Annotated in this window: 22 protein-coding genes; 5 read left to right on the forward strand and 17 right to left on the reverse strand. The window is 62.5% G+C overall.

What is annotated here, in order from left to right:
* The first annotated feature begins 8 nt into the window (after window positions 1-8).
* A complete protein-coding gene (panD, locus tag Q0P52_RS13200; protein ID WP_293763316.1) occupies window positions 9-389 on the forward strand; it encodes an aspartate 1-decarboxylase in 381 nt (126 codons plus the stop codon).
* A gap of 192 nt (window positions 390-581) precedes the next feature.
* A complete protein-coding gene (locus tag Q0P52_RS13205; protein ID WP_293763313.1) occupies window positions 582-989 on the forward strand; it encodes a GFA family protein in 408 nt (135 codons plus the stop codon).
* 84 nt (window positions 990-1073) lie between these two features.
* Here the strand turns inward: Q0P52_RS13205 and rraA are convergent, their stop codons facing one another.
* The 8 genes from rraA to Q0P52_RS13245 form a co-directional block, all read right to left on the reverse strand.
* The gene (gene rraA / locus Q0P52_RS13210) at window positions 1074-1553 is read right to left on the reverse strand and encodes a ribonuclease E activity regulator RraA (RefSeq protein ID WP_293763311.1); all 480 of its coding nucleotides are present in this window, start codon (window positions 1551-1553) and stop codon (window positions 1074-1076) included.
* A gap of 80 nt (window positions 1554-1633) precedes the next feature.
* Window positions 1634-3112 (reverse strand): DegQ family serine endoprotease, encoded by a 1479-nt coding sequence (locus tag Q0P52_RS13215; RefSeq protein WP_293763309.1) that lies wholly within the window; start codon window positions 3110-3112, stop codon window positions 1634-1636.
* Window positions 3113-3214: 102 nt separating this feature from the next.
* On the reverse strand, window positions 3215-3847 hold the full coding sequence (nth, locus tag Q0P52_RS13220; protein ID WP_293763306.1) for an endonuclease III: 633 nt from the start codon (window positions 3845-3847) through the stop codon (window positions 3215-3217).
* Window positions 3844-4605 carry an electron transport complex subunit RsxB gene (gene rsxB / locus Q0P52_RS13225; protein ID WP_293763303.1) on the reverse strand — a complete coding sequence of 254 codons (762 nt, stop codon included), beginning with the start codon at window positions 4603-4605 and terminating at the stop codon, window positions 3844-3846. Before rsxB ends, nth begins: the two co-directional genes overlap by 4 nt.
* Before the next feature lie 114 nt (window positions 4606-4719).
* Complete coding sequence (locus Q0P52_RS13230) at window positions 4720-6570, reverse strand: DUF294 nucleotidyltransferase-like domain-containing protein (protein ID WP_293763300.1); 1851 nt, start codon at window positions 6568-6570, stop codon at window positions 4720-4722.
* A gap of 84 nt (window positions 6571-6654) precedes the next feature.
* A complete protein-coding gene (locus Q0P52_RS13235) occupies window positions 6655-7980 on the reverse strand; it encodes a tetratricopeptide repeat protein (RefSeq protein WP_293763297.1) in 1326 nt (441 codons plus the stop codon).
* Window positions 7981-7996: 16 nt separating this feature from the next.
* Window positions 7997-9772 carry a FecR family protein gene (locus Q0P52_RS13240; protein WP_293763294.1) on the reverse strand — a complete coding sequence of 592 codons (1776 nt, stop codon included), beginning with the start codon at window positions 9770-9772 and terminating at the stop codon, window positions 7997-7999.
* On the reverse strand, window positions 9765-10604 hold the full coding sequence (locus Q0P52_RS13245) for a DUF6502 family protein (RefSeq protein WP_293763291.1): 840 nt from the start codon (window positions 10602-10604) through the stop codon (window positions 9765-9767). The genes Q0P52_RS13240 and Q0P52_RS13245 overlap by 8 nt, the downstream gene beginning before the upstream one ends.
* A gap of 507 nt (window positions 10605-11111) precedes the next feature.
* Between Q0P52_RS13245 and Q0P52_RS13250 the strand changes: the two genes are divergently transcribed.
* The gene (locus Q0P52_RS13250; RefSeq protein ID WP_293763288.1) at window positions 11112-12029 is read left to right on the forward strand and encodes a bestrophin family ion channel; all 918 of its coding nucleotides are present in this window, start codon (window positions 11112-11114) and stop codon (window positions 12027-12029) included.
* Between the two features lie 142 nt (window positions 12030-12171).
* Here the strand turns inward: Q0P52_RS13250 and acs are convergent, their stop codons facing one another.
* The 3 genes from acs to Q0P52_RS13265 form a co-directional block, all read right to left on the reverse strand.
* Window positions 12172-14136 (reverse strand): acetate--CoA ligase, encoded by a 1965-nt coding sequence (gene acs, locus Q0P52_RS13255; protein WP_293763285.1) that lies wholly within the window; start codon window positions 14134-14136, stop codon window positions 12172-12174.
* Between the two features lie 183 nt (window positions 14137-14319).
* Entirely contained in the window at window positions 14320-15999 is a 1680-nt protein-coding gene (locus Q0P52_RS13260; RefSeq protein WP_293763282.1) for a cation acetate symporter, read from the reverse strand.
* Window positions 15996-16307, reverse strand: a complete 312-nt coding sequence (locus Q0P52_RS13265; RefSeq protein ID WP_293763280.1) for a DUF485 domain-containing protein — start codon at window positions 16305-16307, stop codon at window positions 15996-15998. Before Q0P52_RS13265 ends, Q0P52_RS13260 begins: the two co-directional genes overlap by 4 nt.
* Window positions 16308-16625: 318 nt before the next feature.
* Between Q0P52_RS13265 and Q0P52_RS13270 the strand changes: the two genes are divergently transcribed.
* Window positions 16626-17519 carry a LysR family transcriptional regulator gene (locus tag Q0P52_RS13270; RefSeq protein ID WP_293763278.1) on the forward strand — a complete coding sequence of 298 codons (894 nt, stop codon included), beginning with the start codon at window positions 16626-16628 and terminating at the stop codon, window positions 17517-17519.
* Window positions 17520-17546: 27 nt separating this feature from the next.
* The gene (locus Q0P52_RS13275) at window positions 17547-18017 is read left to right on the forward strand and encodes a hypothetical protein (protein WP_293763276.1); all 471 of its coding nucleotides are present in this window, start codon (window positions 17547-17549) and stop codon (window positions 18015-18017) included.
* Between the two features lie 81 nt (window positions 18018-18098).
* Here the strand turns inward: Q0P52_RS13275 and Q0P52_RS13280 are convergent, their stop codons facing one another.
* The 6 genes from Q0P52_RS13280 to Q0P52_RS13305 form a co-directional block, all read right to left on the reverse strand.
* Window positions 18099-19763 (reverse strand): L-lactate permease, encoded by a 1665-nt coding sequence (locus Q0P52_RS13280; protein WP_293763274.1) that lies wholly within the window; start codon window positions 19761-19763, stop codon window positions 18099-18101.
* A 519-nt stretch (window positions 19764-20282) separates the two neighbouring features.
* Complete coding sequence (locus tag Q0P52_RS13285) at window positions 20283-21008, reverse strand: UDP-2,3-diacylglucosamine diphosphatase (protein ID WP_293763272.1); 726 nt, start codon at window positions 21006-21008, stop codon at window positions 20283-20285.
* Between the two features lie 64 nt (window positions 21009-21072).
* Window positions 21073-21564, reverse strand: a complete 492-nt coding sequence (locus Q0P52_RS13290; protein ID WP_293763269.1) for a peptidylprolyl isomerase — start codon at window positions 21562-21564, stop codon at window positions 21073-21075.
* A gap of 67 nt (window positions 21565-21631) precedes the next feature.
* Complete coding sequence (locus tag Q0P52_RS13295; RefSeq protein WP_293763267.1) at window positions 21632-22189, reverse strand: peptidylprolyl isomerase; 558 nt, start codon at window positions 22187-22189, stop codon at window positions 21632-21634.
* 136 nt (window positions 22190-22325) lie between these two features.
* Complete coding sequence (gene ppk2 / locus Q0P52_RS13300) at window positions 22326-23183, reverse strand: polyphosphate kinase 2 (protein ID WP_293763412.1); 858 nt, start codon at window positions 23181-23183, stop codon at window positions 22326-22328.
* Between the two features lie 307 nt (window positions 23184-23490).
* On the reverse strand, window positions 23491-24837 hold the full coding sequence (locus Q0P52_RS13305) for an HD-GYP domain-containing protein (protein ID WP_293763266.1): 1347 nt from the start codon (window positions 24835-24837) through the stop codon (window positions 23491-23493).
* Window positions 24838-24900 lie beyond the last annotated feature (63 nt).

Consider the following 24900-nt stretch of genomic DNA (forward strand, 5'->3'; position numbering starts at 1 on the left):
ATACCCACATGCAACGCATCATGCTCAAATCCAAGCTCCATCGCGTGACCACCACGCATGCGGAGCTGCACTACATCGGCTCCTGCGCCATCGACGAAAACCTGCTGGAAGCAGCCGATATCCGTGAGTACGAAGAAGTCCAGATCTGGAACGTCAACAACGGCGAGCGTTTCGCGACTTACGCCATCAAGGCCGCCCGTGGCTCCGGCATCATCTCGGTCAATGGCTCGGCCGCGCGCCGCGCTGCGCCGGGCGACTTGCTGATCATCGCCTCATTCGCCCAGTACGAAGACAGCGAGTTGGACAATCATCAGCCCAAGCTGGTGTTTGTCGATGGCGACAATCGCATGACCGAACTGGCCGCCGCTACCCCCACCCAGCAAGCCTGAGCGGGGCGAGAATGAAAAAAGCGATGCCTGGGCATCGCTTTTTTCATGGACAGCGCGGCGGTGCGAAACGGCTGAAGGCGTTTGCCTGTGCAAGCAAACGCTTTCTATAGTATCAAGGCGGGGTCACTTCCCGGACCGGGGCGTCAGATTCCGGCCGGCGGCGCTTGCGCCGTATTCATCCGGGAGACCGTCATGACTGCACCCTTGACCGGCGGCTGCCTGTGCGGCGCTGTTCGTTACCGGCTGCGCGGCCAGCCTTTTCATGTCACGCACTGCCATTGCCTCAGTTGCCGCAAGGCCAGCGGCGCGCCCTTCGTTACCTGGTTTTCCGTGCGCCTGATCGAGCTGGACTGGCTGGGAGAAAAGCCGGCGGCCTATCACTCTTCCACCGCAGTGGAGCGTGGCTTCTGCCTGCGTTGCGGCAGCACGCTCACCTATCACCACGAGTCGGACCCGGACGATATCGACATCACGGCGGCGTCGCTGGATCAGCCGGAAATCCTCACCCCCGAACATCACACCTGGTGGCAAGAGCACATCGATTGGGCGCACCCGGACGAGCAGGCCGCGTTGCCCACCTACGCCCGCAACCACGGTTAGCGGCAGCGGATGAGGACGCCGCGTGTTTTTGGTCCTGATGAGGGGAGAGGCAAGGGAGGCAGCGCGGCTCTGCAAGACTAAAGCTCAGAGCAGCGCTTTTTCCGCAACGATCACACCATCTTCATCGGCATACAGCCATTCGCCCGGCTGGAAGGTGACGCCGCCGAAGGTGACTGGAATGTCGCGCTGGCCTTCGCCGCGCTTGACCGACTTCATCGGGTGGGTGTCCAGCGCGCGGATGCCCAGCGGCAGTAGGTTGAGCGCGACCGAGTCGCGGATGCAGCCGAAGATGATCACGCCGTCCCAGTGGTTATCCACCGCCAGGTCGCCAATCTGGTCGCCCAAGAGTGCGCAACGGCGCGAACCGCCGCCATCCACCACCAGCACCTTGCCGCGCCCGTCCTGGGACAGCGCCTCGCGCACCAGCGTGTTGTCCTCGAACAGCTTGAGCGTGACAATGCGCCCGCTGAAGCGCGGATGGTTGCCATAGCGTTTGAACATGGGTTCCACCACGCGCACGCGGCCTTCGTTGGCGTCGCACAGATCAGTGGTCAGAAAGCTCATGAGTTTCTCCTTTGCATTGTTGTGGCTGGTGTGTCCGGGCGTAAAAAAGCCGCCTTGTCGGCGGCTTTCGGCAAACGGTATCAATCGAGGCGCAAGGGTACGAACAAGGTGCTGTCCTGCCGGCGAACCAGCAGGGCGATATTGCCTTTGGCGCTGGCCAGCGCCTTTTCAAACGCAGCGATGCCAGTGATTTCCGTCTGGTTCAATCCCATGATGATGTCGCCGTGCTGAAGGCCGGAACGCGCCGATGCGCCTTGCGCCTTTTGCACCAGCAAGCCGCCGCGCAGTCCCAGTTCATTGCGTTGGCCGGGAGTCAGCTCGGTGACGGTGAGGCCCAGTTTGCCGAACTGGAAATTCTGCGGCTGGGTCTCTTCTTTCTGACGGGGCTGGACGCCCGGTTCCGGCGCCAGTTCCGCCAGCGTGGCTTCGATGGTCTTTTCACCGCCCTTGCGCCAGACGGTCAGCTTGACCTTGGCGCCGGGTTGCAGCGCGCCCACCATCATCGGCAGGTCTTTCGAGCTGTCGATGTCGCGACCGTCCAGCTTGAGGATGATGTCGCCGGTTTGCAGGCCGGCGCGACCGGCCGGGCCTTGCGGATCGACGCGCACCACCAGCGCGCCGGACGGCTTCGGCAGTCCGAAGGATTGCGCCAGCTCTTGCGTGACTTCCTGGATGTTGATGCCCAGTTGGCCGCGGCTGACCTTGCCCTTGGCCTTGATCTGCTCGGCCACGTTCATGGCCAAGTCGATCGGGATGGCGAAGGAAATGCCCATGAATCCGCCGGAACGGCTGTAGATCTGCGAATTGATGCCGACTACTTCGCCCTTGAGGTTGAACAGGGGGCCACCGGAGTTGCCCGGGTTGATGGCGACGTCGGTCTGGATGAAGGGCACGTAGTTTTCGTCCGGCAGGCTGCGGCCCTTGGCGGACACGATGCCGGCGGTAACAGTGTTTTCAAAGCCGAAAGGCGCGCCGATGGCGGCTACCCATTCGCCCACCTTCAGCTGGGACGGGCTGCCGATCTTCACCACCGGCAGGCTTGAGGCGTCCACTTTCAGCACGGCGACGTCGGTGCGTTTGTCCAGGCCCACCAGGCGGGCTTTCAGCTCGCGCTTGTCGGTGAGCATGACCTTGATCTGGCTGCCGCCGCTAACCACGTGGGCGTTGGTCATGATGTAACCGTCCGCGCCGATGATGAAGCCGGAGCCGAAGGAGATGCTTTCTTCGGGCTGCTGGTCTTGCGGATTGGGCTGATTGGGGATGAAGCGGCGGAAGAAGTCGAACAGCGGATCGTCTTCCGGCACGGGGAAGGGCAGTTCGCTCTGCTGCGGGGAGGCATCCACGCGATTGGCCTGGATGTTCACCACGGCCGGACCGTCGCGCTCCACCAGCTGGGTGAAGTCGGGGAGCAGCATGGCCACGCGGCCGTCAGCCTGCGCCGGCACGGCCACCGGGGCGGGCTGGGCGTCTTTTTTGAACAGGCTTTCGATCTTGTCGCAACCGGTGAGCAGCGACGCCGCCAGAGCGGTCACGGCAAGGGTGCGCAGGGTCGGGTTCACAGAGCTATCCTTTCAGGTCTTTTCAACCGCAGATGCGGTCGAGCCGCGGGATTTCCAGTCCCTCCGGGCGGGAAAAGGGGCATGCCTCGGCAATGCCCATCATCATACCGTTTTTGCCGGATATTCGCAGAGGTCGAGGATCACGCAGCGGGCGCACTCGGGTTTGCGGGCCTTGCACACGTAGCGGCCATGCAGGATCAGCCAGTGGTGAGCGTCAAGACGGAAATCCTTGGGCACCAGTCGCACCAGTTTGTCCTCCACCTCGCGCACGTCTTTGCCTGGCGCGATACGAGTACGGTTGGCGACGCGAAAGATATGGGTGTCCACCGCGATGGTAGGTTGGCCGAAGGCAGTGTTGAGCACCACGTTGGCGGTTTTGCGGCCCACCCCGGGCAAGGCTTCCAGCGCTTCGCGTTCGGTGGGTACTTCGCCATCGTGCTTTTCCAGCAACAGCCGGCAGGTGGCGATGACGTTTTTGGCCTTGGTGCGATACAGGCCGATGGTCTTGATGTAATCCGCCAACTGTTCTTCGCCCAGTTGCAGCATTTTCTCGGGCGTATTGGCCACCGGGTACAGCAGGCGAGTGGCTTTGTTGACGCTGACGTCGGTGGCCTGGGCGGACAATAGTACGGCGATCAGCAGCTCGAACGGCGTCTCGTACTCCAGCTCCGTGGTGGGGTGGGGCGTGTGTTCGCGCAGGCGAGTGAAGATTTCCAGGCGTTTGGCGGCGTTCACTGTTTGTCCTTGTCGGCTTCCTGCTGAGCGGCTTTCAGGGCGGCGGCCCGTTCCATGGCGGCGCGGATCACCGCCATCTTGTCTACCGGTTCTGCGACGGGCTTCTCCGCCGGAGCGGGGGCTTGCTGGCGCGCGCGCTCCATGGCCTGACGAATGAGGTCGTTCTTGTCGGAGTTGGCCGAAGCGGGGGCTGCGCCGGCAGCAGGCGCCGGGACGGCGGCGCGTTCGGCCAACCTTTGGGCCTTTTCCGCCGCGTCGCGATTTTTGCGGGCCTGCCTTGCTTCAAAGCGTTTGCGCGCTTGCGCGGCGCGAGCCATGACCTGCGGGCGCTGATTGTCGGCCGGGTCGTTGACGGGGATCAGGTCGATGCAGTCCACCGGGCAGGGGGCGAGGCACAGTTCGCAGCCGGTGCATTCGTTGGCGATGACGGTGTGCATCAGTTTGGCCGCGCCGACGATGGCGTCCACCGGGCAGGCCTGGATACACAGCGTACAGCCGATACAGCTGTCCTCGCGGATGAGCGCCAGCGCGCGCGGTTTGGGCAAGGGGCCGGCGGGGTCGAAGGGAATGGCCGGCACGCCGAGCAGGGCGGCCAGCGCCTGTACGCCTTCGTCGCCGCCCGGCGGGCAGCGGTTGATGGGGTCTTGCCCTGTCGCCAGCGCCTCGGCGTACGGGCGGCAGCCGGCGTGGCCGCATTGCCCGCACTGGGTTTGCGGCAAGAGGGCGTCGATCCGTTCGACGAGAGTGATGACGGCCATGCTGTCGGATTCCGCTTCAAAAACCGCTAATTATCGTCGCTAGCGCACAGCGCTTCAACACCCGCGGCCGCAGGCCGGTCGACTTTGCTCATGGGAGATGCCGCCGGTCTGCTATCAAGCGACGTGGCGCGCCAGCCACTGCTGCAGCTTGCGTCCTTGCCGCAAGGTTTCCTTCAGGATGCGGTAATCGAGCGGGCTGAGCTGCTCCAGCGGCAGCAGGTTGTCCAGCGGCAAGCCGGCTTCCAGGCTGCCTTGCTGGTGGCGCAGCCGCAAAGACTGCAGGAATTGCAGGCTGTCGGCGTAGGCGCGGGCGTCGCCTTCGCCCATGCCGGGCAGGCTTGCCGCGTCGCTGAAGCGGTCTGCGCTGCGGCTGGCCCGGCTGCCGGTCATCAGCGCCATCAGGCGCGCGCCGTCCACGAAGATCTGCGCAGCGGGTTTGAGATCCAGCCGGCTGTCGTCGTCCGCCAGCAGGCGGCCGCTCCAGCTCAGCGGCGGCACCTGCCGCAATGCGCTGGCAAGCAGGGCTTTCATCACCATGGGGTTGGCCGAAGCGTGGCGATGCAGGGTGTCTGCGAGGGCGCTGGCCGGCGCGCGATCGCCCCAGCCCGCGCGCATATCCAGGTAGAGGCCGATGTGACCGGCGCTGGCCGGGTCGGCCATCAGGTTGTTGAGGAAGGTGTCTTGCCAGTCCTCGGCCGACAGGCAGTGGGTGGGGTTGCCCGCCATGATGCCGTTGCGGCACAGGGGGATGCCGCACACGCTCAAGGCCGAGCATACCGCCTGACCGAGCGCCGGTAGGCGCTGGCCGATTTCCTGCTGTCTGAGCGGGTCGCGCGCGCTGAACAGGAGTCCGTTGTCCTGATCGGCGGTGAGAGTGGGTTCCTGGCGACCGTGACTGCCGAATTGCAACCAGGTTAGCGAGACGTCGTCGCCAAGACCGGCGTCGGCGATGTGCAACTGGCACAGGCGCTGCACCAGTTGATCGTTGAACAGGCTGAACAGGCGAGTGGCGGCGTCGGCTTCCATGCCCTGGCGAAACAGTTGCAGCGCTTGGCGGCGAAAGGTGGTGGCCACGCCGGCCAGTGCGGCGGTGCTGTCGCATTGCGCCAAGCGCACCAGCAGTTCTTTCAGGTCCAGCCGCGACAGGCGATAGAGGTCGTGCTCGGTGACAAGACCCACCAGATGCGGGCCGTCGCACACCATGACGTGGCGCTCGCCGGTCTGGGCCAGCAGCAGAATGGCTTCGCTGGCCAGGGCGTCGGGCGGCAGGATGCTGGCGGGCTTGCGCATCAGACGGTCGACGGGCGTGTTGTCGTCGACGTGTTTCAAGTGGGCGGCCAGCAGGTCGCGCAGGGTGAAGATGCCCAGCAGTCGTTGCTCCGGGCTAGTGATGACGGTGGAGCCGATGTTTTCCTGCTGCATGACAGCCAGTACTTGGCGCAAGGGGGCGTCCGGGCGGCAAGTGACCGGTGGTCGGCGGATGATGCCGGACAAGGGCGTGTGTAGGCTCATGCCTTGGCCGGCCAGCCCCGGCGGCGGCTGCTGGCGTGAGCGCGACAGCAGATGCGCCAGCCTTTGGGCGCAGAATTGCTGGAAGGGTGCGGAGTCAGCCAGTACGGCGTGGAAGTCCGCTTCCGGCACGTGCAACAGGCTGAGGTCACCCACGGCGCGATAGTGATTGGTGACCGCGCGCCGGGAGGTGAGCGCGCCCAAGGGAAACATCTCTCCGGGCAGTAGTTCGACAAAGGTTTCGCCGGTTTGCATGTCTTCGGCCGACACTTGCCCCGATAGCACGATCAACAGGCGTTCGGCGGGACCTTGCGCCGGCGAGAGCACGGTATCGCCACGGCGGTAGTGCAGGCGCCGGGCATTGGCCAGCAACCGGTCCTGATGCTCGGACGACATCTGGGCGAAGGGTTCGTGCCGCAGCAGTTCAGGCCAGACGGGGGTGGATCGGGTCGGCATGCGGACTCCTGCACGGCGGTAATGGCGGGATCGACACTATAGTCATAGGTCGGCGCGCGCCCAATTGGGGAAATCCGTCGCGCTTCAGCGGAACGTCATTTGTACGTTGAGGCTGCTTATGCGTCGGGTATAGGCATAAAGGTCGATGGTGGAGCTGTTGCGCTGCTCGGTGTAGTTGAGGCTGACGCTAACGCCGTGCGGCCAATAGCTGACGATGCCGACATCGCGACTGAGCAGCGAGTCGCGCCGGGTTTTCAGAAAGACCGGATTCTGTGCGGTGTAATGACTGCTGTCGCGACTGATTGCGGCGTTCAGCTCCAGTGTGGGCAGCAGCAGATAGCGCAGGCTGGCCTGCGCGTACTGGCCATTGCGGTCGCCGTCGGCGCGGCGGCGCTCAGCGCTTTCCTGATTGATGAAAAAGGCTGCCTGGGTGGAGAGTTTGCCGTCCAGCCAGTAGTGGGTGTAGCTGCCACCCAGACTGGAGAGGTTGACGTCGTTGGGGCTCAGGGAGGGATCGCTGTAGCGGTTCTGCAGCGATTGCCACGTGAGGCGGAACAGATTGCGGTTGTCGGTTTGCAGCAACAGCTCATTGCTGAAACCGCGCTGCAGCATGTAAGGCTTGCCGCCTTGGTATTGTTTTTCACCCTGCAGGGCTGTTGTCCATTGCAGGGTGGGCGTCAGCCAGAATTGGCTGCCGGCGTTAAGGCTGTAGTGATCACGGTTGTAGCCATGGTGACCACCGTAGTTGCGGGCCTTGAGCGTGGGGGCGGCAAACAGCCGCCAGCGCGGGTTTTGCGTCCAGTCGAGTTCCCCGCCGGCCTCCGCATCCTGATAGTCGCTGCTTTGCCGGCGATTGGCTGGGTCCAGTGCTACCTTCAGGCCGCTGAGCGAGGGGATGGCGATGGTGCTCAGGTCGGCCGAAGAGTTGATATTGCTGTCGCGGCCGAATTCGGTGCGGACATAGCCCCTTAGCGACAAGGGCGATGGCGCCGCGCTCAGTATGGCTGCCTGGAGCCGGTCGGCATGCTGGCGCGCCGAGGGCGGCGGCGCCAGCGCTTGCGCCTGTTGTAGCGCTGAGGCGGCCTGGGTGCGGTCGCCCAGCCGCAGATAGGCTTCGGCCAAGTCCAGCCATGCCCCGCCGTGGCGGGGGTCGGAGTGCGTTGCTCTTTCTAGCGCCAGCGTGGCTTCAGCGGCTTGTCCCGTGCGTAGCAAGGCTTCGCCGTAGGGATAGTCGAAGGCGGGGTCGCCGCTGCAGGCAATCTCTGCCGGCGCCAGTTGCTCTATGACCAGATCGAAGTGCTTTGCGGCCAGGTCGTTCAGGGCCTTGCCGGCCAAGTCGGCGCATACGCCGGCCTGAGCCAGGGGCGAGAGCAGGGCAGGCAGCCAGAAGAGACTGCGCAATGGTGTCATTGGCACGGGTTGCGGCTCAGGGACGGGACACAACGGCAGCCCCGCTGACAGCGTTGCCGCTGCTGGTGTTCATGCCGTAACCGGTGATCAGCCCCTTGCCATGGGTGCCAATGATGACGCCGCCAGCCGCGCCGCTGGCGGTACCCGGGTCGCAGCCGCTGCAGCTGACGTTGAGCGGCAGTTTGCCGGCGCTGAAGTCGCTCAGGGAGACAAAGCCGTTGAAGTCGCCCTGCCAAGTGCGCTGATAGCCGTCGGTAACATTGATGTGATAGCCGGTTGCGCCCGGGTTGGCGCCCAGCTGCACATTGACAGTGAGGTTGTTGAGCTGGCCGCCGCGAGCGCCGTTCTCGCTGGTGGGGGTAGTGGCTCCCACCAGATTGCCGAAGGTGGCGGTGCCTTGCAGATTCTGGATTACGCTCATCGGCGTGACCCCGCCGGCGCTATAGGCAAAGTGGTGGAAATCTCCCCATTCCCAAGGGTCGGTTTCCAGTGGGCCAGTCCGCCAGATGTCGGCCCAGCTGCCCCAGGTGACAGGTGCGCCATCTACTTTGGCCGAGCCAAGTTCGATCAGGCGCGAGGACTCATCCACTACCAGGTTGACGGAGCCCTCCGGCGCGATCATGGCCACCGGTACCCCGGTGACGGGGTTGATCTGCATCCAATCAGCGCTGTTCAGCTGGCTGTCTAGTCCGCCAAAATAATGGGCAACGCCACCCGCGCCGCTGACCGAGGTTACGCCGAAGTAGGCGGAGGCGGAAGGCGCGGGCTGGCTGTATACGCCATTACCCAGGTCCAGCCAGCTGTTGGTGATGTCAGTGGCGGACTGTTGCGACGTAGGCAGGGCTTGATTGGCGCCGCTTTGATTATCCGATGCCTGCGGCAGAGGCAAAGCGCGCAGTGCCGAGGGCAGGGTGATCAGCTTGGGCGCTACATTATTCTGCAAGGGCACGAAACCGGACTGTTCCGGATCGATGCGCACACTGCCAAGATCGGTAGACAGCGTGGTACCACCACGCAGCACATGGTTATAGGTGCCGGCTGCCAGATGCAGGCTCTGGGCCTTGTCCGGCGTGATATGGAACACTTCGTGATCGGTGCCGCGGATGTGCACTTCCGCAAGGGGAGTGCGGATGCGGTAGTTCTCTTTGTGCAGTTTGCCGATGTCGCCGGTGATGGCGCGCATTGCACCGCGATCCAGCGTCATGGCCAGTTTCTCGCTGCCATCCAGTTTGGGCGGCAGCAGGAAGCGATCCATGCGCAGTCTGCTGTCGGCGCGCAGTTGCACAAAGCCCTTATCGGCCAGCCGGATTTGCAACAGGCTGTTGCCTACGCCTGTAGCGATAGTGTCGCCTTCGCAGATGGGGTCGCCCTTGGCCAGCCGGCGCGGGGGCAAGTCGCCTTGGCGGGCCGTCGCGTTGCCCAGATCGTAAAGCACCCAGCCGGAGACGCTGGCGCTGCGGATGCCGGTGCCGCCCACGCCGCCCCAGCCCTTGGGAGGAATGGTGGCGGGTTTGCTGCTGTCCTGCTCGGCCAAGCCCTTGTCGATGCCGGTGCCGCCCATGCCGCCCCAGCCGGGGGTCTGGTTGTTTGGCGCGGCCGCTGTCGTGTCCGGGGATGCGTCTTCCTGGTGTCCGGTACCGCCCATGCCGCCCCAGCCTTTGCCAGGATCGATGGAAGGCAAGGGCGCAAGCAAGCGCCCTTGCGGGTCGAAAACGCACTGCGCCGCCGCTTCAGCGGTGGATGGCAGCCACATGGCGGCAAGCAGGGCGAGGCAGAGAGAAAGCCTATTCATGACCACTCTCGTACTCGTCTTCCGCATGGTAGAAGTAGCTGCCGAAATGCATGCGCCAAGGCGAAAAGGTTTTGCCCTGGTTGCTTTCCATCATGGCGCGGGCGCGGCGGTTGACATCCAGCAGCGCCTGCATGGCCAGTTTCTCCGACAGCGCTTTCAGCTCTTGCGTCTGCTCCAGCGTCAGGCCGTGATAAAACACGCAGCGATCCAGATGCGGCGGCGTGCGGCCTTCGATATTGCTGACTGCGCCGGCCATGTGGTCATGAATGTTGCGGCCGAAGAAGTCCAGTTTCTGTTCCAGATCAGGCGCTGTCGCCAGCGCCGACATATCCAGATGCACCATGTCCTGCTCGTCCACTTTGACGATGCCTACTCGTTGCCATTCATCCAGAAACACGCGCGGGCGCATGTCCTTGTTGAAGTCGTGCGCCATGAACTCAAAAGATTTTTCTCCCCCCTGGCTGGCAAGACGGGCCAACGGCAGCGGCTGCCCCTGGCTGTCGGTGAAGCGCTCGTCGCCCATCCACACCGACAGCAGCTGCGCCGACTGGGAGCTATGGCTGTCGCGCGTGAGATCCAGCGGCGCTTCCGCTGCCTCGCGCAAACGCTTCACATCTTTGCGGTGCACGCCGGACAAGAGGCTGATTCGGCTATCGGTTTGCTTGCCGTTGAGCTGGAAATGCTTGTCGGCCACATCCACATACACGCGTTTCATCAGTTCTGCGAAAGCCGGGTAGCCAAAACCTTGACTCAGTAGCAGACGGATCAGTGGCGCCAGCAAATGTCGCAGGGCGCGAATGAGTTTGGGTGAGGGGGTGGCCGGAGTAGACATGATGCGTCGAGGAGACAGGCGCCTAGGGTGAAAGGTCTGTGGTGGAGAATAGCATGCCCATTGTTTGACATGGGAAAGTTTCCCTCTGAAAATGAGAATTAATGGGATAATTTCCCACGAAATGGAGGCGAAATGACGAACAAGCGTGTTTGGAGGCGTACGCTCGAGCTGCTTGTGCTGGCGGCGCTTCTGTCGCTGATGCTGAGTTTTAGTCCGGCGCCGGCTGCCCCGGCTCCTGTTTGCCGGCCGCATGGGCCGACTATCGAGGCGGTACGGCGGGATGCTCGCTGCGCTACGCCTGGCGATATCCGGCTCGCGCCGGCCAAACCCCCGCGGCGCTGGTTGTTTCGTGGCCGAAAGCTCTTCGGCCAACGTATGCTTTGAATGTGCTGGTTTGTGCTTGCAAGGAAAATGACGCGTCAAGATGCCGCTTGGAGTTGCGCTGCAGCATGGCGATAGAATGCATTAAAATGGCGGCTTGATCCGATTACTGTTGACGCCCCGCCCATGATTGTCCGTCCGCCCCACGGCTGGTATCGCCTATTGTTTGTCTGGCATGGTTCGGTCCTGCCCCGCATTTTGCCCCGCCTGTTGCTGGTGGGCTTCATCGCCATTCTGGCCTCCGCCGCCAAACACTGGTGGTTGCAAAGCTTTGCCGATTCGGCCCTGAGCATTCCCACGTTTACCCTGCTGGGCGTATCGCTGGCCATCTTCCTGGGGTTTCGCAACACAGTCAGTTACGACCGCTTTTGGGAGGCGCGCAAGTTGTGGGGCAGCCTGCTGATCACCAATCGCTCCATTACACGGCAATTGCTGTCCGCCGCGCCGGACCATGCGTTGACCGGCCGCATGCTGGACGGCGCCTGCGCCTTGGCTTATGCACTGAAATTGCAATTGCGCGAAGAGCCGGAACGCGAGAGCTTGCGGCGTCTGTTGCCCGAAGCGCTGTTTGCCGAAGTGGCCGCCGCTCGTTTTCCCTCTGCCGTCATCTTGCGTTGCTTGGGCCAATGGGCCGCCGCCTTGCAGCGGGAGGGCGCGCTGAGCGAGCTGCAATGGCATGCGCTAGACCGCAATCTCAATACCTTGTCCGAGATTCTGGGCGGCTGCGAGCGCATCGCCACCACGCCCATTCCTTTTACTTACCGCGTACTGCTCAACCGCACCATCATCATCTACAGCCTGCTGCTGCCGATGGGGCTGGTCAGCAGCATTGGCTGGCTGACACCCCCCATTGCCATGTTCATCGCCTACACCTTTCTGGCACTGGAGGTGATAGGGGAGGAGCTGGAAGAGCCGTTTGGCAAGGAAGGCAATGATTTGCCCCTGTCGGCCATTTGTCATGTCATCGAATCGTCTGTGCGCGAGATGCAAGGCCTGCCGATGACGGTGGCGGCGCCCGAGCCGCGCGGCATCTTCTTGCACTAGCCAGGCCGTATCGGGCTGCGAGGCTGCCCGGGGGCTTTGTGGCGGGCTGTCGATGCGGCGATGGGCGCCGCAAGCCGGCAAGACAAGAAAAAAGCCCGGCTTGCGCCGGGCCAAAGTCAGTGTGCTCCCAACAAATCGTTGCTTACAGAGGCTGTTGCAGTTGCGACAGGATCTGCGGATTTTCCAGTGTGGACACGTCCTGGGTGATCTCTTCGCCTTTGGCGATAGAGCGCAGCAGACGGCGCATGATCTTGCCGGAACGGGTCTTGGGCAGGTTCTCGCCAAAGCGGATGTCGTCCGGTTGCGCGATCTTGCCGATTTCATGCGCCACCCAGTTCTTGAGTTCCGCCGCCACTTTCTTGGCTTCGTCGCCAACCGGGCGCGCGCCCTTCAGCACCACGAAGGCCACCACGGCTTCGCCCTTCACTTCATGCGGTTTGCCCACCACGGCGGCTTCCGCCACCAGCGGGTTGGCCACCAGCGCCGATTCGATCTCCATGGTGCCCAGACGGTGGCCGGAGACGTTCAGCACGTCGTCGATGCGGCCCATGATCCAGAAGTAACCGTTTTCGTCGCGGTTGGCGGAGTCGCCGGCGAGGTAGTACTGGCCGTTGAACTCATCCGGGAAGTAGGTTTTCTTGAAGCGGTCCGGGTCGTTCCAGATGGTGCGTACCAGAGACGGGAAGGGCTTCTTGATCACCAGGAAACCACCGCGCCCCGGCTCGACCTGCGCCCCGGATTCGTCAACGATATCCGCCATGATGCCCGGCAGCGGCAGGGTGCAAGAGCCCGGCTTGGTGGGCACGGCGCCAGGAATCGGCGCAATCATGGCCGAGCCGGTTTCGGTTTGCCACCAGGTATCCACGATCGGGCAACGGCCGCCGCCCACCACCTCGTAGTACCACATCCAGGCTTCCGGATTGATCGGTTCGCCCACCGTGCCCAGAAGACGCAGGCTGGAGAGGTCGAACTGCTTGGGCAGGTCGGAACCCAGCTTGATCAGGGAGCGGATGGCGGTAGGTGCAGTGTAGAAAATGCTGACCTTGTGCTGCTCGATCATGCGCCAGAAGCGTGTGGCGTCCGGGTAGGTAGGCACGCCTTCAAAGATGACCTGGGTCGCGCCGATGCCCAACGGGCCGTAGCAGATGTAAGAGTGACCGGTGATCCAGCCCACATCGGCGGTGCACCAGTACACATCGTTCGGTTTGTAGTCGAAGGCCCAGCGGAAGCTGTTGATCGCGCCCAAGAGATAACCGGCGCTGCTGTGCTGGATGCCCTTGGGTTTGCCGGTGGAGCCGGAGGTGTACAGAATGAACAGTGGGTCTTCCGCGCCCATCCATTCCGGTTCGCAGGCTTCGGACTGCCCCTCGATCAGCTTGTGCCACCAGACATCGCGGCCTTCGGTCCACGGCGCGCCGCCATTGGTGCGCTGGTACACCACCACATTGGCGATGGACTCGCAGCCTTCCAGCGCCAGCGCTTCGTCCACGGTGGCTTTCAGCGGTACGGTCTTGCCGCCGCGCAGGCCTTCGTTGGCGGTGATCACCAGCTTGGCGCCGGCATCCTGAATGCGGTCGCGCACCGCGCCGGCGGAGAAGCCGCCGAACACCACGGAGTGGATGGCGCCGATGCGGGCGCAAGCCTGCATGGCGACGATGGCTTCAATCACCATCGGCATGTAGATCACCACGCGGTCGCCCTTGCCAATGCCCAGGCTCTTCAGTCCGTTGGCGAACTGGCACACGCGGCGATGCAGTTCGGAGTAGGTGACGCGGGTCACTTCGCCATCGTCGGCTTCGAAGATGACGGCAATCTTGTTGGCGTTGACCGCCAGGTGACGATCCAGGCAGTTGTAGGAAACGTTCAGCACACCATCGTCAAACCATTTGAAGAACGGCGCGTTGCTGTCGTCCAGCACCCGGGAGAACGGCTTTTTCCAGGTGATCAGTTCGCGGGCCAGATCTCCCCAGAAGGACAGGTAGCGGTCATCAGCCTGTTCGCACAGCGCGTTGTAGGCTTCCATGCCGGATACGGCGGCCTTGCGACGGAAGTCGTCGGACGGCGGGAAGCTACGGGTTTCCTTCAGGATGGATTCGAGGGTGGACATTACCTTCTCCTAGTCAGTCAGTTTTTGTTTCTTTAACGGCATCTAACAAAACCGGCCGTTTCGTCTGGCCTTTGCTTGCTGTGGCGGCACAGCGGTTGCAGGCGTTGCGTGGTTTTGTTAGCCGCTTTTGGCTTTTGATGAAGACCGTCCGCCAGCGTGGGCGGCGGACGGTCCTGTGCTGCTTTAGTGCTTGGATGCGCCGCTGGCGCCGATGCCGGTCATGGCACGGACGAACTGGGCGTCAAACTTGGACTTCTCTTCTTCTGCCTGACGCGAAGTGTCCAACACCGAGAACAGCCAAGTGGTGACAAACGCCAGGGTCATGGAGAACAGGGCCGGGTTCTTGTAGGGGAACAGGGCAGTCTTGTGCTTCATGACGTCCACCCATACCGCCGGTCCCACCACGATCAGGATCACGGCCGACAGCAGGCCGATGAAGCCGCCGATAACCGCGCCGCGAGTGGTCAGACCCTTCCAGAACATGGAGAGGAAGAGCACCGGGAAGTTGGCCGAAGCGGCGATGGAGAAGGCCAGACCCACCATGAAGGCGATGTTTTGCTTCTCGAACACCAGACCCAGCACGATGGCTACCACGCCCAGCACCACGGTGGTGATCTTGGATACGCGGATTTCATCGGCTTCGTTGGCCTTGCCCTTCTTGATTACGGAAGCGTACAGGTCGTGCGACACGGCGGAGGCACCGGACAGCGCCAGGCCAGCCACCACCGCCAGAATGGTGGCGAAGGCCACGGCGGAGATGAAGCCCAGGAAGATATCGCCGCCGACGGCGTTGGCCAGATGGATGGCCGCCATATTGCTGCCGCCGATCAACTGGGTAACTTGCTTGCCGTCCTTGGTGATGGTTTCCATCATGCCCGGCTGGTTCAGCACCAGCATGATCGCGCCGAAGCCGATGATGAAGGTGAGAATGTAGAAGTAACCGATGAAGCCGGTGGCGAAGAACACGGACTTGCGTGCTTCTTTGGCGTCAGCCACGGTGAAGAAACGCATCAGGATGTGCGGCAGGCCTGCGGTACCGAACATCAGCGCCAGGCCCAGCGAGATGGAGTCGACCGGATCGGCCTTGCCCGGCGCCATGATGGCGGCGTGCTTGGCATGAGCGGCAACGGCCTTCTCGAACATCAGTTCCGGGCTGAAGCCGACCGAGGACAGCACCATGAGCGCCATGAAGGTAGCGCCGCACAGCAGCAACACGGCCTTGATGATTTGCACCCAGGTGGTGGCCAGCATGCCGCCGAACAGCACGTAGCACACCATCAGCACGCCTACCAGCAGCACGGCGTAAGTGTAGGGCAGACCGAACAGCAGCTGGATCAGCTTGCCGGCACCCACCATTTGCGCGATCAGGTAGATAGCTACCACCACCAGCGTGGAGGTGGCGGCGAAGCTGCGCACCGGGGTTTGCTGCAAGCGATAGGAGGCCACGTCGGCAAAGGTGTACTTGCCGAGGTTGCGTAGGCGTTCAGCTACCAGGAACAGGATGACCGGCCAGCCGACGAGAAAGCCCATGGAGTAGATCAGGCCGTCGTAGCCCTTGTCGAACACCATGGCGGAAATGCCCAGGAAAGACGCGGCGGACATGTAGTCGCCGGCGATCGCCAGGCCGTTCTGGAAACCGGTGATGCCGCCGCCGGCAGTGTAGAAGTCGGCGGCAGAGCGGGTACGGCGGGATGCCCAGTAAGTCACGCCCATGGTCAGCAGCACAAAGGCCAGGAACATGATGATGGCGTGCCAGTTGGTGGCCTGCTGCTTCACGTCGCCCTCGATGGCGCCCGAGGCGAAAGCCAGGGCGGGCATCGAGGCCAGCGCGAGGCAGGCCAGGGAGCGAAGATGTTTTTTCATTGTTTTGTCTCCTCGACGATCTCACGGTTCAGCTGATCAAATTCGCCGTTGGCCTTGTTCACATAAATGCCGGTCAGCACGAAGGCGGACAGGATGATCAGAATCCCTACCGGGATGCCGACCGTCATGGTTGTGCCGGCGCCCAGCGGCGTGCCGAGCGTGGCGGGCGAAAAGGCCAACACCATAATGAAACCGTAGTAAATGACCAGCATCACCACGGTGAGCGTCCAACCCAGGCTTGTCTTCTTCTGAACAAGCTCTTGAAACTTGGGGTTGGACTGTACCTGCTTGAGTACGTCCTCGTTCATTGCATCCTCCTTTGTCATCACGATCGTCTGGATCGTTGGAGGAAACATAAAAGATCAAGCGGTTGCTCAGCTAATCGCATTTTTTGATAGAGGAAATTTGTCAGACGGATGCTGCAATGCAAAAATCCAGTTTTTTCAAGGTGTTGGAGTGGAATTTTTACTCTGTTGTCCGTGCCGGGAGTGGGGGTTTTTTCGTGTAAAACACTGGAACATTCTTGTCGCGGACAGGCAAAACCCCGCACAATGTCTCACAAAGACGCGAAATGACGTCGTGATGTAGTCGCCCCGTTACCACCTCCGACAACAGACAGGCCGAGCATGGAAATCTACCAACTGAGAACCTTCGTCACCGTTGCGCAGCAAGGGCACCTGACACAGGCGGCGGAACTGCTGCATCTGTCCCAGCCCGCCGTGACGGCGCAGATCAAGGCTCTGGAGGAGGAGGTGGGCATGCCCTTGTTCGAGCGCACCGCTGGCGGCGTCACCATGACGCGCGCCGGACAGGAGCTGCTGCCGCAAGCACAGTCCATCCTGGCGTCGGCGCGCAATATTCTCAATCACGCCAAAAACCTGAAAGGCCAGACTGCCGGCAAGGCGCAGATTGGCATCACACTTACGCCGGGCACGCTGAAAGTGGGCGAGTGGGTGGCGGCGCTGGTGGAAAAATATCCGCTGCTGGATTTGCGCTTGCAGCATGGCGTCACCGGCGAAGTGCTCAACCTGGTGCGCAAGAAGGAGCTGGACGCCGGTTTTTATCTGGGCAAGAACCCTTATGTGAACGTGAATACGGTGATGCTAGCCAATTTGCCGTTTCGCGTAGTGGTGCCCAATGCCTGGAAGGACAAAGTGGGGCAGGAAACCGGCAAGGATCTGGGCAAGTTGCCTTGGATAGGCCTGTCGCAGTTTTCCAGCCTGTACAAGATCACCGGAGAGTTGTGGCGAGAACTCAACATCTCGCCGAAAAAAGTTGCGGAGAGCGACAATCTGGCCGCCATCCTTGAACTGGTGGCCTGTGGCGTGGGGGTGGCGCTGGCGCGGGAGGACGATGCGCTGGCCTGGGAGGCCGCCGGTCGGTTGACGGTGGTGCCGGGCGTGCGCAAACTGGCCGAATTGCAGTTTGTGTATCCTTCCGACCGGGTGGGCGACCCCATCCTCGAGGCCTTGCTGCAAGAGCTGATCCGGGTCTGGGCCTTGTCGCCGGATCAGGTCTGATTTCTCCCCGCCACATGAGGATGTTCCATGAGCTATGAGTGGTTTGCCGAAGCCTTTCAGCGTTACCTTGCCGCTCTGGAACAAAGCCAGCATCGCCTGCTGGATGCCCAACAGGAGGCCTGTAGAAGCTGGGCGGCCGCCTGGTCGCCCGCCTATCCTCTGCCTGATGTGGAAGTGCAGCGCCGTATCGACGGAAGCCTGTTGAGCGGCGTGTCCTTGCTGCAGGCGCAAGCCGACAATCAGCGCGACCTGATGCTGCTCAACGAAAAATGCTGGAGCGAGCTGAACCGCAACATGCAGGCTTCGCTGCAGCGTGCCGGGCTGCATCCCTCGCTGGATGTGATGCGGCAGGCCTTGCAGCTGGGGCAAGCCTCTGGTTCGGCTTTCAGCAAGGCTTCGCGCCAAGTAGGGCATTTTGCCGCTACCCGTCTTTCCTCCGCCTCTCTGAATGCCGTGCACGACATGCGCAAGGTGTGGAAGCAATCCAAGGCCGTTTGAGCGCCTGCCGGCGATCAACGCTTTCCAGACACAAAAAAGCCCCCGCATGCGGGGGCTTTGTCATGTTGGCCGAAGGCCGGGTTAGTGGATCACCAGCGCGGTGAACGGCGGCAGATAGGCCATGGCGGTAACCACCAGACCCACCAGGCAGGCCAGCGCCAGCGAATGCAGGAATACATAACGCAGGATCACGCCTTCCTTGCCGTAGTACTGGGTGGCGGTGGATGCCACCACGATGGACTGGGCGTCGATCATCTTGCCCATCACGCCGCCCGCGGAGTTGGCGGCGGTCATCAGTACCGGGGACAGGCCCAGTTGCTGTGCCGAAGCTTTCTGCAAGCCGCCGAACAGTACGTTGGCCGCTGTGTCCGAGCCAGTCAGCGCTACGCCCAGCCAGCCCAGCAGCGTGCCGAAGAAGGGATAGAGCGCGCCCGTGTGGGAGAAAGCCAGCCCCAGGGTGATGTCTACGCCTGAGTAGCGGGTCAGGTAGCCCAGAGCCAGCATGGCGACGATGGTGATCAGCGAGTAGCGCAGCGACCAGAAAGTCTGGCGGTACACCTTCAGCATTTCGCCCGGACGGTAACCCATGATCAGGCCGGAAATCAGGCCAGCCACCAAAATGCCGGTGCCGGTGGTGGAGAGGATGTTGAGCTTGTAGATGGCGGCTTCGGCATGCGGCTTGCCAACCACCGGCGGCATTTTCTGCACCAGGTTGTGCAGGCCCGGCCATTGGATGTCCATCGTGAAGATGGCGTCCAGCGCTTTTTTGACGGTGGGCGAGCCCCAGGCGAACACCAGAACCGACAGGATCAGCCACGGCAGCCAGGCGCGGATCACGTCGCCGGTGGAGTAGCCGTGCTTCTTCTCTTCGCGGGTGACGCTGGCGGCTTCGGCAGCGGCGCCGGCCATGGTGCCGGCGGTGGAGGCGTAGATCTCGGCCGGATGCCATACCTTGAGGAACAGCACCAGCGCGGTGATGGAGCAGACCGAGGCGATCACGGCCACCAGTTCCGGGCCCATGGTGTTGGACACGATCAGTTGCGGGATGGCGAAAGACAGACCTGCCACCAGTACGGCCGGCCAGATGCGCAGGGTGTTGCGCCAGCCGCAGAAGGCAATCAGCAGCCAGAAAGGCACGATGATGGCGAAGATGGTCATCTGGCGCCCCACCATTGAGGAGATCTGCAGCACATCAATGCCGGTTACCTTGGCCAGCGTGGTGATCGGAGTGCCCAGCGCGCCGTAGGCTACCGGCGCGGTATTGGCGATCAGCGACAGGCCGGAAGCCGCCAGCGGAGAGAAGCCCAGGCCGATCAGCATGGCGCCGGTGACTGCCACCGGGGTGCCAAAGCCGCCTGCGCCTTCAAAAAAAGCGCCGAAACAGAAGGCGATCAGCAGGAGCTGCAGCCGGCGGTCCTTGGTGACGCCGGTGATACTTTCGCGCAGTACGGCGAACTGACCTTTGCGCTCGGTAAGCTGGTACAGGAAGATCACGTTCAGGATGATCCAGCCGATGGGCATCAGACCATTGAGCGCGCCCATCAGCGAAGCGCTGACCGCCATACTGCCGGGCATGCCGAAGATGCCCACGGCCACGATGAAGGAAGTTGCCAGACCCAGCAGGGCGGCGATGTGGGCCTTGATGTGGAAAATGCCGAGCGCGCCCAGCAGTACGATCACCGGCAGCGCCGCGCACAGCGTCGACAGCCAGGGGTTGCCCAACGGGTCATAGACTTGCGACCACATATGGTTCTCTCCAATGTTGATTCAAGCGTTGAGGATCGCGGCTCGGTTGGCCGCGTTGCTTCATGCAGTTCCGCTCTGTATGAGGGTGGCGGATGCTCGAACTGTAGAGAGGAGAGAGCCAGTCGTCATTTAGGGCTTGCCCTTGCGGGTTTACCCTTGAAAAGCAGGCTGGGCGCGGCGTTCGTCCCTTTACGCCGGTGCTGCGCAAGAGACTTGCTGTGGCAAACCCCTCACGATTTGGGGGCAGAAAGGGAGGCTGTCTTGCAGAGCAAGGACGGGTCGCAAACGGGATGACTGCGGCGGCAATTGAGAGCGCTGACAAACCCCTGACGCTGCGTTGCGCCTCTTTGCCGTACTCAAGCACGGCCTGTGTCGGCGCATTTTGCCTCAGTCGTGATACTGATTGTTGTTAGGCGCGCTAAGTTGAGTCGAAGGGACGGGCCTGGCTGGCCCGGCACAATGTCCCCCAATGATTTTGCCGATAGCCAGGGCGTCAAGACCGGCGAAAACAGTGCGGGGCTAAGCGCTGAGCGGCAGTGCCCGCAGGCCGTTTTCATCCAGTCGCAGATAGCCGCCAGCACTGCCGTGCCAGTCCTGGATGACCCAACGTTGCGCCGCGTGCTCGCCATGGCGGTGCCAGTGCGTGGCCGGGCGGTGAGTGTGGCCGTGAATCAGGGTGGGCCAGCCATGAGCATCCAGCAAGGCTGCAACCGCCTGTTCAGTGACGTCGGAAATGGGCGTCAGGCCGTTCTGCTGTTTGGCCATCTCGCTTTGTTGGCGAGCCTGTGCCGCGATGGCGTGACGTTCGGCCAACGGGCGCGCCAGCATGGCGGCCTGCCAGGCCGGGCTGCGGCTTACCGCGCGGAATTGCTGATAAGCGGTGTCGTCCGTGCACAGCGCGTCGCCATGGCACAGCAGCCAAGGTTGGCCGAAGGCCTCGATCAGGCAGGGCTCTTCCAGCAGTGTTGCTCCGCTGCGTTGGGCAAAACCGGCGCCGAACAGGAAATCCCGATTGCCGCGCATCACGTATAGCGGCGTCGTCTCGGCAAAGCGGCGCATGGCGCTCAGCATCTCGTCGAGAAAGGGGGAGTCGTCATCGTCGCCCACCCAGTATTCGAACAGATCGCCCAGAATGTACAAGCCGTCGATCCGGCCTTGCCAGGCGGCCAGCGTATCGAGAAACAGGCGGTTGAGCGCCGGGGTGTCATCGGCGAGGTGCAGGTCGGAAATGAAATGGAGTGTCATCGGCAAACCATAAGACAAGGGCCGCGCCAGATAGGGCGCGGCCCGTTGCGAAGTGGGCGCGGGATCAGATGATCTCGGCCTTTTCGACTACCACGGCTTCCAGCGGGACGTCCTGATGGCCGCCGCTGCGACCGGTGCGCACGGTCTTGATGCGGTCAACCACGTCCTGGCCTTCTACTACCTGGCCAAACACAGCGTAGCCCCAGCCTTGGGTGGTTTCGGATTTGAAGTCGAGGAAGTCGTTGTCAGCCACATTGATGAAGAACTGGGCGGACGCGGAGTGCGGGTCCATGGTGCGGGCCATGGCGACGGTGTAGGTCTTGTTGGAGACACCGTTGTTGGCTTCGTTCTTGATCGGGTCGTTGGTGGGCTTCTGATTCATGGAAGCGTCAAAACCGCCGCCCTGGATCATGAAACCGTTGATCACGCGATGGAAGATGGTGCCGTCGTAGTGGCCGCTCTTCACATAGGCTTCAAAGTTGGCGGCGGTGGCCGGCGCTTTGTCGCTGAACAGTTCGATGACGATGTCGCCGAAATTGGTGCTGAATTTGATCATGATGTCTTCCTTGCGAATGGGTGAGGCCGTCCCGGGGGACGGCCCGCAGTGCGTGAGTCGGGCCGCGTTACGGCTTGACCACCACTTTCTGGATAACGATGGGTTCAAACGGCACGTCTTCCATGCCGTTCATGCTGCCGGTGCGGCTCTTGGCGATGCGGTTCACCACATCCATGCCGCGGGTCACTTTGCCGAATACCGCATAGCCGATGCCTTGCGGGGACGGGTTCTTGTAATCGAGGAAATCGTTGTTGACCACATTGATGAAGAACTGCGCGGTGGCGGAGTTGGGGTCGGCCGTGCGGGCCATGGCGATGGTGCCGATGTTGTTCTTCAGGCCGTTGGCGGCCTCATTGGGGATGGATGCCTTGGTGGCTTTCTGTTGCAGCTTGGCGTCGAAGCCGCCGCCCTGAATCATGAAGCCGTCGATCACGCGATGAAACACCGTGCCGTTGTAGAAGCCGGCCTTGGCGTAGGCGACGAAGTTGGCGACGGTCTTGGGCGCTTTGGCCTCGTCCAGCGCCAGTTCGATATTGCCCTTGTTGGTGGTCATTTCCACCATGGTGACGGCGTGGGCGAAAACAGGCAGTGTGGCGAGAGCCAGGCTGCAAATCAGTTTTTTCATGACGGTTTCCGTGTTGTGGAGCGGACTGCAGAACCCGGGATTCTACCACAGCGTCGCAAAGCGCAAGTTTCGGGCGCATGCAAAAGGGCCTGCCATCCGGCAGGCCCCTGATTGGGAGCGCAGCTGTTTCTTGCGTTTACACCGGGAAGCGCAGGGAGGATTTTTCCTCATCCGTCAGCATGTCGCCTGGCAAGCCGGCAATCAGCGGGTCGGGGGCGTGCGCCACGCGCGGGTCCTTGTTGGGGTAATCCAGCTGGGACAGGAAGTAGCGGATGCAGTTGAGGCGGGCACGCTTCTTGTCGTCGGATTTCACTACAGTCCAGGGTGCGTCGCCGGTATGGGTGTGGAAGAACATGGCCTGCTTGGCGGCGGTATAGTCATCCCACTTGTCCAGCGACTGGATATCGATGGGCGACAGCTTCCAGTGCTTGAGCGGGTCGTCGCGGCGGGAGATGAAGCGACGCAACTGCTCTTCACGGCTGACGGAGAACCAGAACTTGAACAGTTTGATGCCGCTGTTGACCAGCATGCGTTCCAGTTGCGGCGTCTGCCGCATGAATTCCAGGTATTCATCGGGCGTACAGAAGCCCATGACGCGCTCAACGCCAGCGCGGTTGTACCAGGAACGGTCGAAGAAGACGATTTCGCCGGCGGCCGGCAGGTGCTGGATGTAACGCTGGAAATACCACTGGCCGCGTTCGCGCTCGGAGGGTTTTTCCAGCGCCACGACACGGGCACCGCGCGGGTTGAGGTGTTCCATGTAGCGCTTGATGGTGCCGCCCTTGCCCGCGGCGTCGCGGCCTTCAAACAGGATGACGATCTTCTGACCGGTTTCACGCACCCAGCTTTGCACTTTCAGGAGCTCGATTTGCAGCTCCATCTTGATTTTCTCGTACTCGGCGCGGCGCATGCGCGTGCGGTACGGAAAGCCGGCCGGCAGTTCGGCGGTGGTACTGTCTTCGCTGGTGCCGTGGGGCGCGGCGGCCACTTGCAGGGCAACCGGCTCATGGCTGACGGATTCGATCGCTTTGACCGATTCGTCGTGAACGCGTTTGGCGTTGGTGGGCGCGCGACGGCGCGGCGCGGGTTTGGCTGCGGCCGGCGCGGCTGCCGCAGCGGGTGCGGGAGCGACGGCGGGGTTGGACTGGGTTTCGGGAGTGGCGGGGGATTTCTTCTCGTCGGTCATGCAGTGTCCCTCTTGGTGAAGTGGTTGAAACCATGCTACGCCTGTCGCACAGGGGTGTCGATATGCGACCGTCGTGCGCTGTCAGCAAGAGTGGGGCGGCTGGAATGACGGCGTTTCAGTCCAGCAACCCTTCGCGACGCAATACCCCTTCCAGCGCGGCCAGGCAGTCCGGGTCGATGGCGCTGCCGACATTCTTGCGCATGATGTCCAGTGTTTCCGGCACCGGGGTTTCAGGGTGGTAAGGGCGTTCGGCGTTAATGGCGTCAAAGATGTCGGCGGTGGTGATGATGCGGGTTTCCAGCGCGATGTCGGGCGCGGATAAACCCAGCGGATAGCCCTTGCCGTCCAGGCGTTCGTGATGCGCGGCGGAGACGTCGGCCAGTTCGTGGAACAGGCCGATGCGGGATAGGATTTCGCGGGTATGGACGGCGTGGCGCTGGACTGCGACCCATTCTTCCGGGTCCAGCTTGCCGGGTTTGTCGAGGATGGTGTTGCTGACACCCAGCTTGCCCACATCGTGCAGCAGCGCGCCGCGCCGCAGCCAGCGCCGGCGTGAGTCGTCCAGACCCATGTCGCGGGCGATGGCATCGGCGTAATGCGCCACGCGCTGACTGTGCCCGGCGGTGAAAGGGCTTTTCGAGTCCACTACCAGGCCGAAGCCCTCGGCGATGTCGTCCAGATAGTCTTCGTCCACCGTCATGTGATGGCAGGCGGGCTCCAGTGCGAATACCGCCGCGTCGATGTCGTCCGATTCCAAGGTGCGCCAGAAGGCTTCATCGCGGGCTGGGCCTTCGGCAAACGTGCGCACCAGCGCCGGATCGAACCAGCCGCCGGCGCGCCGCTGGGTCTCGGCGACGGCGGCCTCGCGTCCTCCGGTAACGTGGAAGACGTCGATCACTTGCGACAGCAGCGCGATGCGCGCGTTGAGGGGAATGGCGTCGCCCGCCGCGCCCAGCGGGCGACCGCTGCCGTCCCAGTGCTCGTCCAGGGACTGGATGCCGCGCGCCACGTTTTCGTTGAAGCGCAGCTGACGGGCAATATCCGCGCCGCGATGGCAACGGGTATGGATCAGTTCGTCGGCCATTTTCTTGCCGTTGCGCAGTACGTTGAGAATGGAGCGCAGGCGATCGGCCCAGCCTGCGTGGCGACCCGTGTGGCTGAAAAGGAAGCCGAGCATCTGCGGTAGGCTGTCGCCCACCAGTTTGAAATCCTGTTTGAACAGACGGTCGTCGGCGAGGTAAAGCTCGCTGATACGGGCGGCGTTGCTGCTGCAGCCGAGGTCTTTCAGCAGAATGGCGTAATAAAGCTCCCACAAGGCATCGTCCGCCAGGCCGAGATGCCGGCCGATGTGCACGCCTATCCAGCAGCTGCGCACGCAATGGCCAACCGGCTGGCCTTCGGTGAGGTCCAGCGCATAACTGAGCGAGCCGATGAGTTCTGAGAGTTTGAGGGTGTCTGGCATGCCAGGAGTCCGGGTGACGGTTTGGCCTAAGGCGGCAAGGTTACCCTCAATTTATGCAGGCGA

The organism is uncultured Aquitalea sp. (assembly GCF_945957525.1).
Classification (GTDB): Bacteria; Pseudomonadota; Gammaproteobacteria; order Burkholderiales; family Chromobacteriaceae; genus Aquitalea.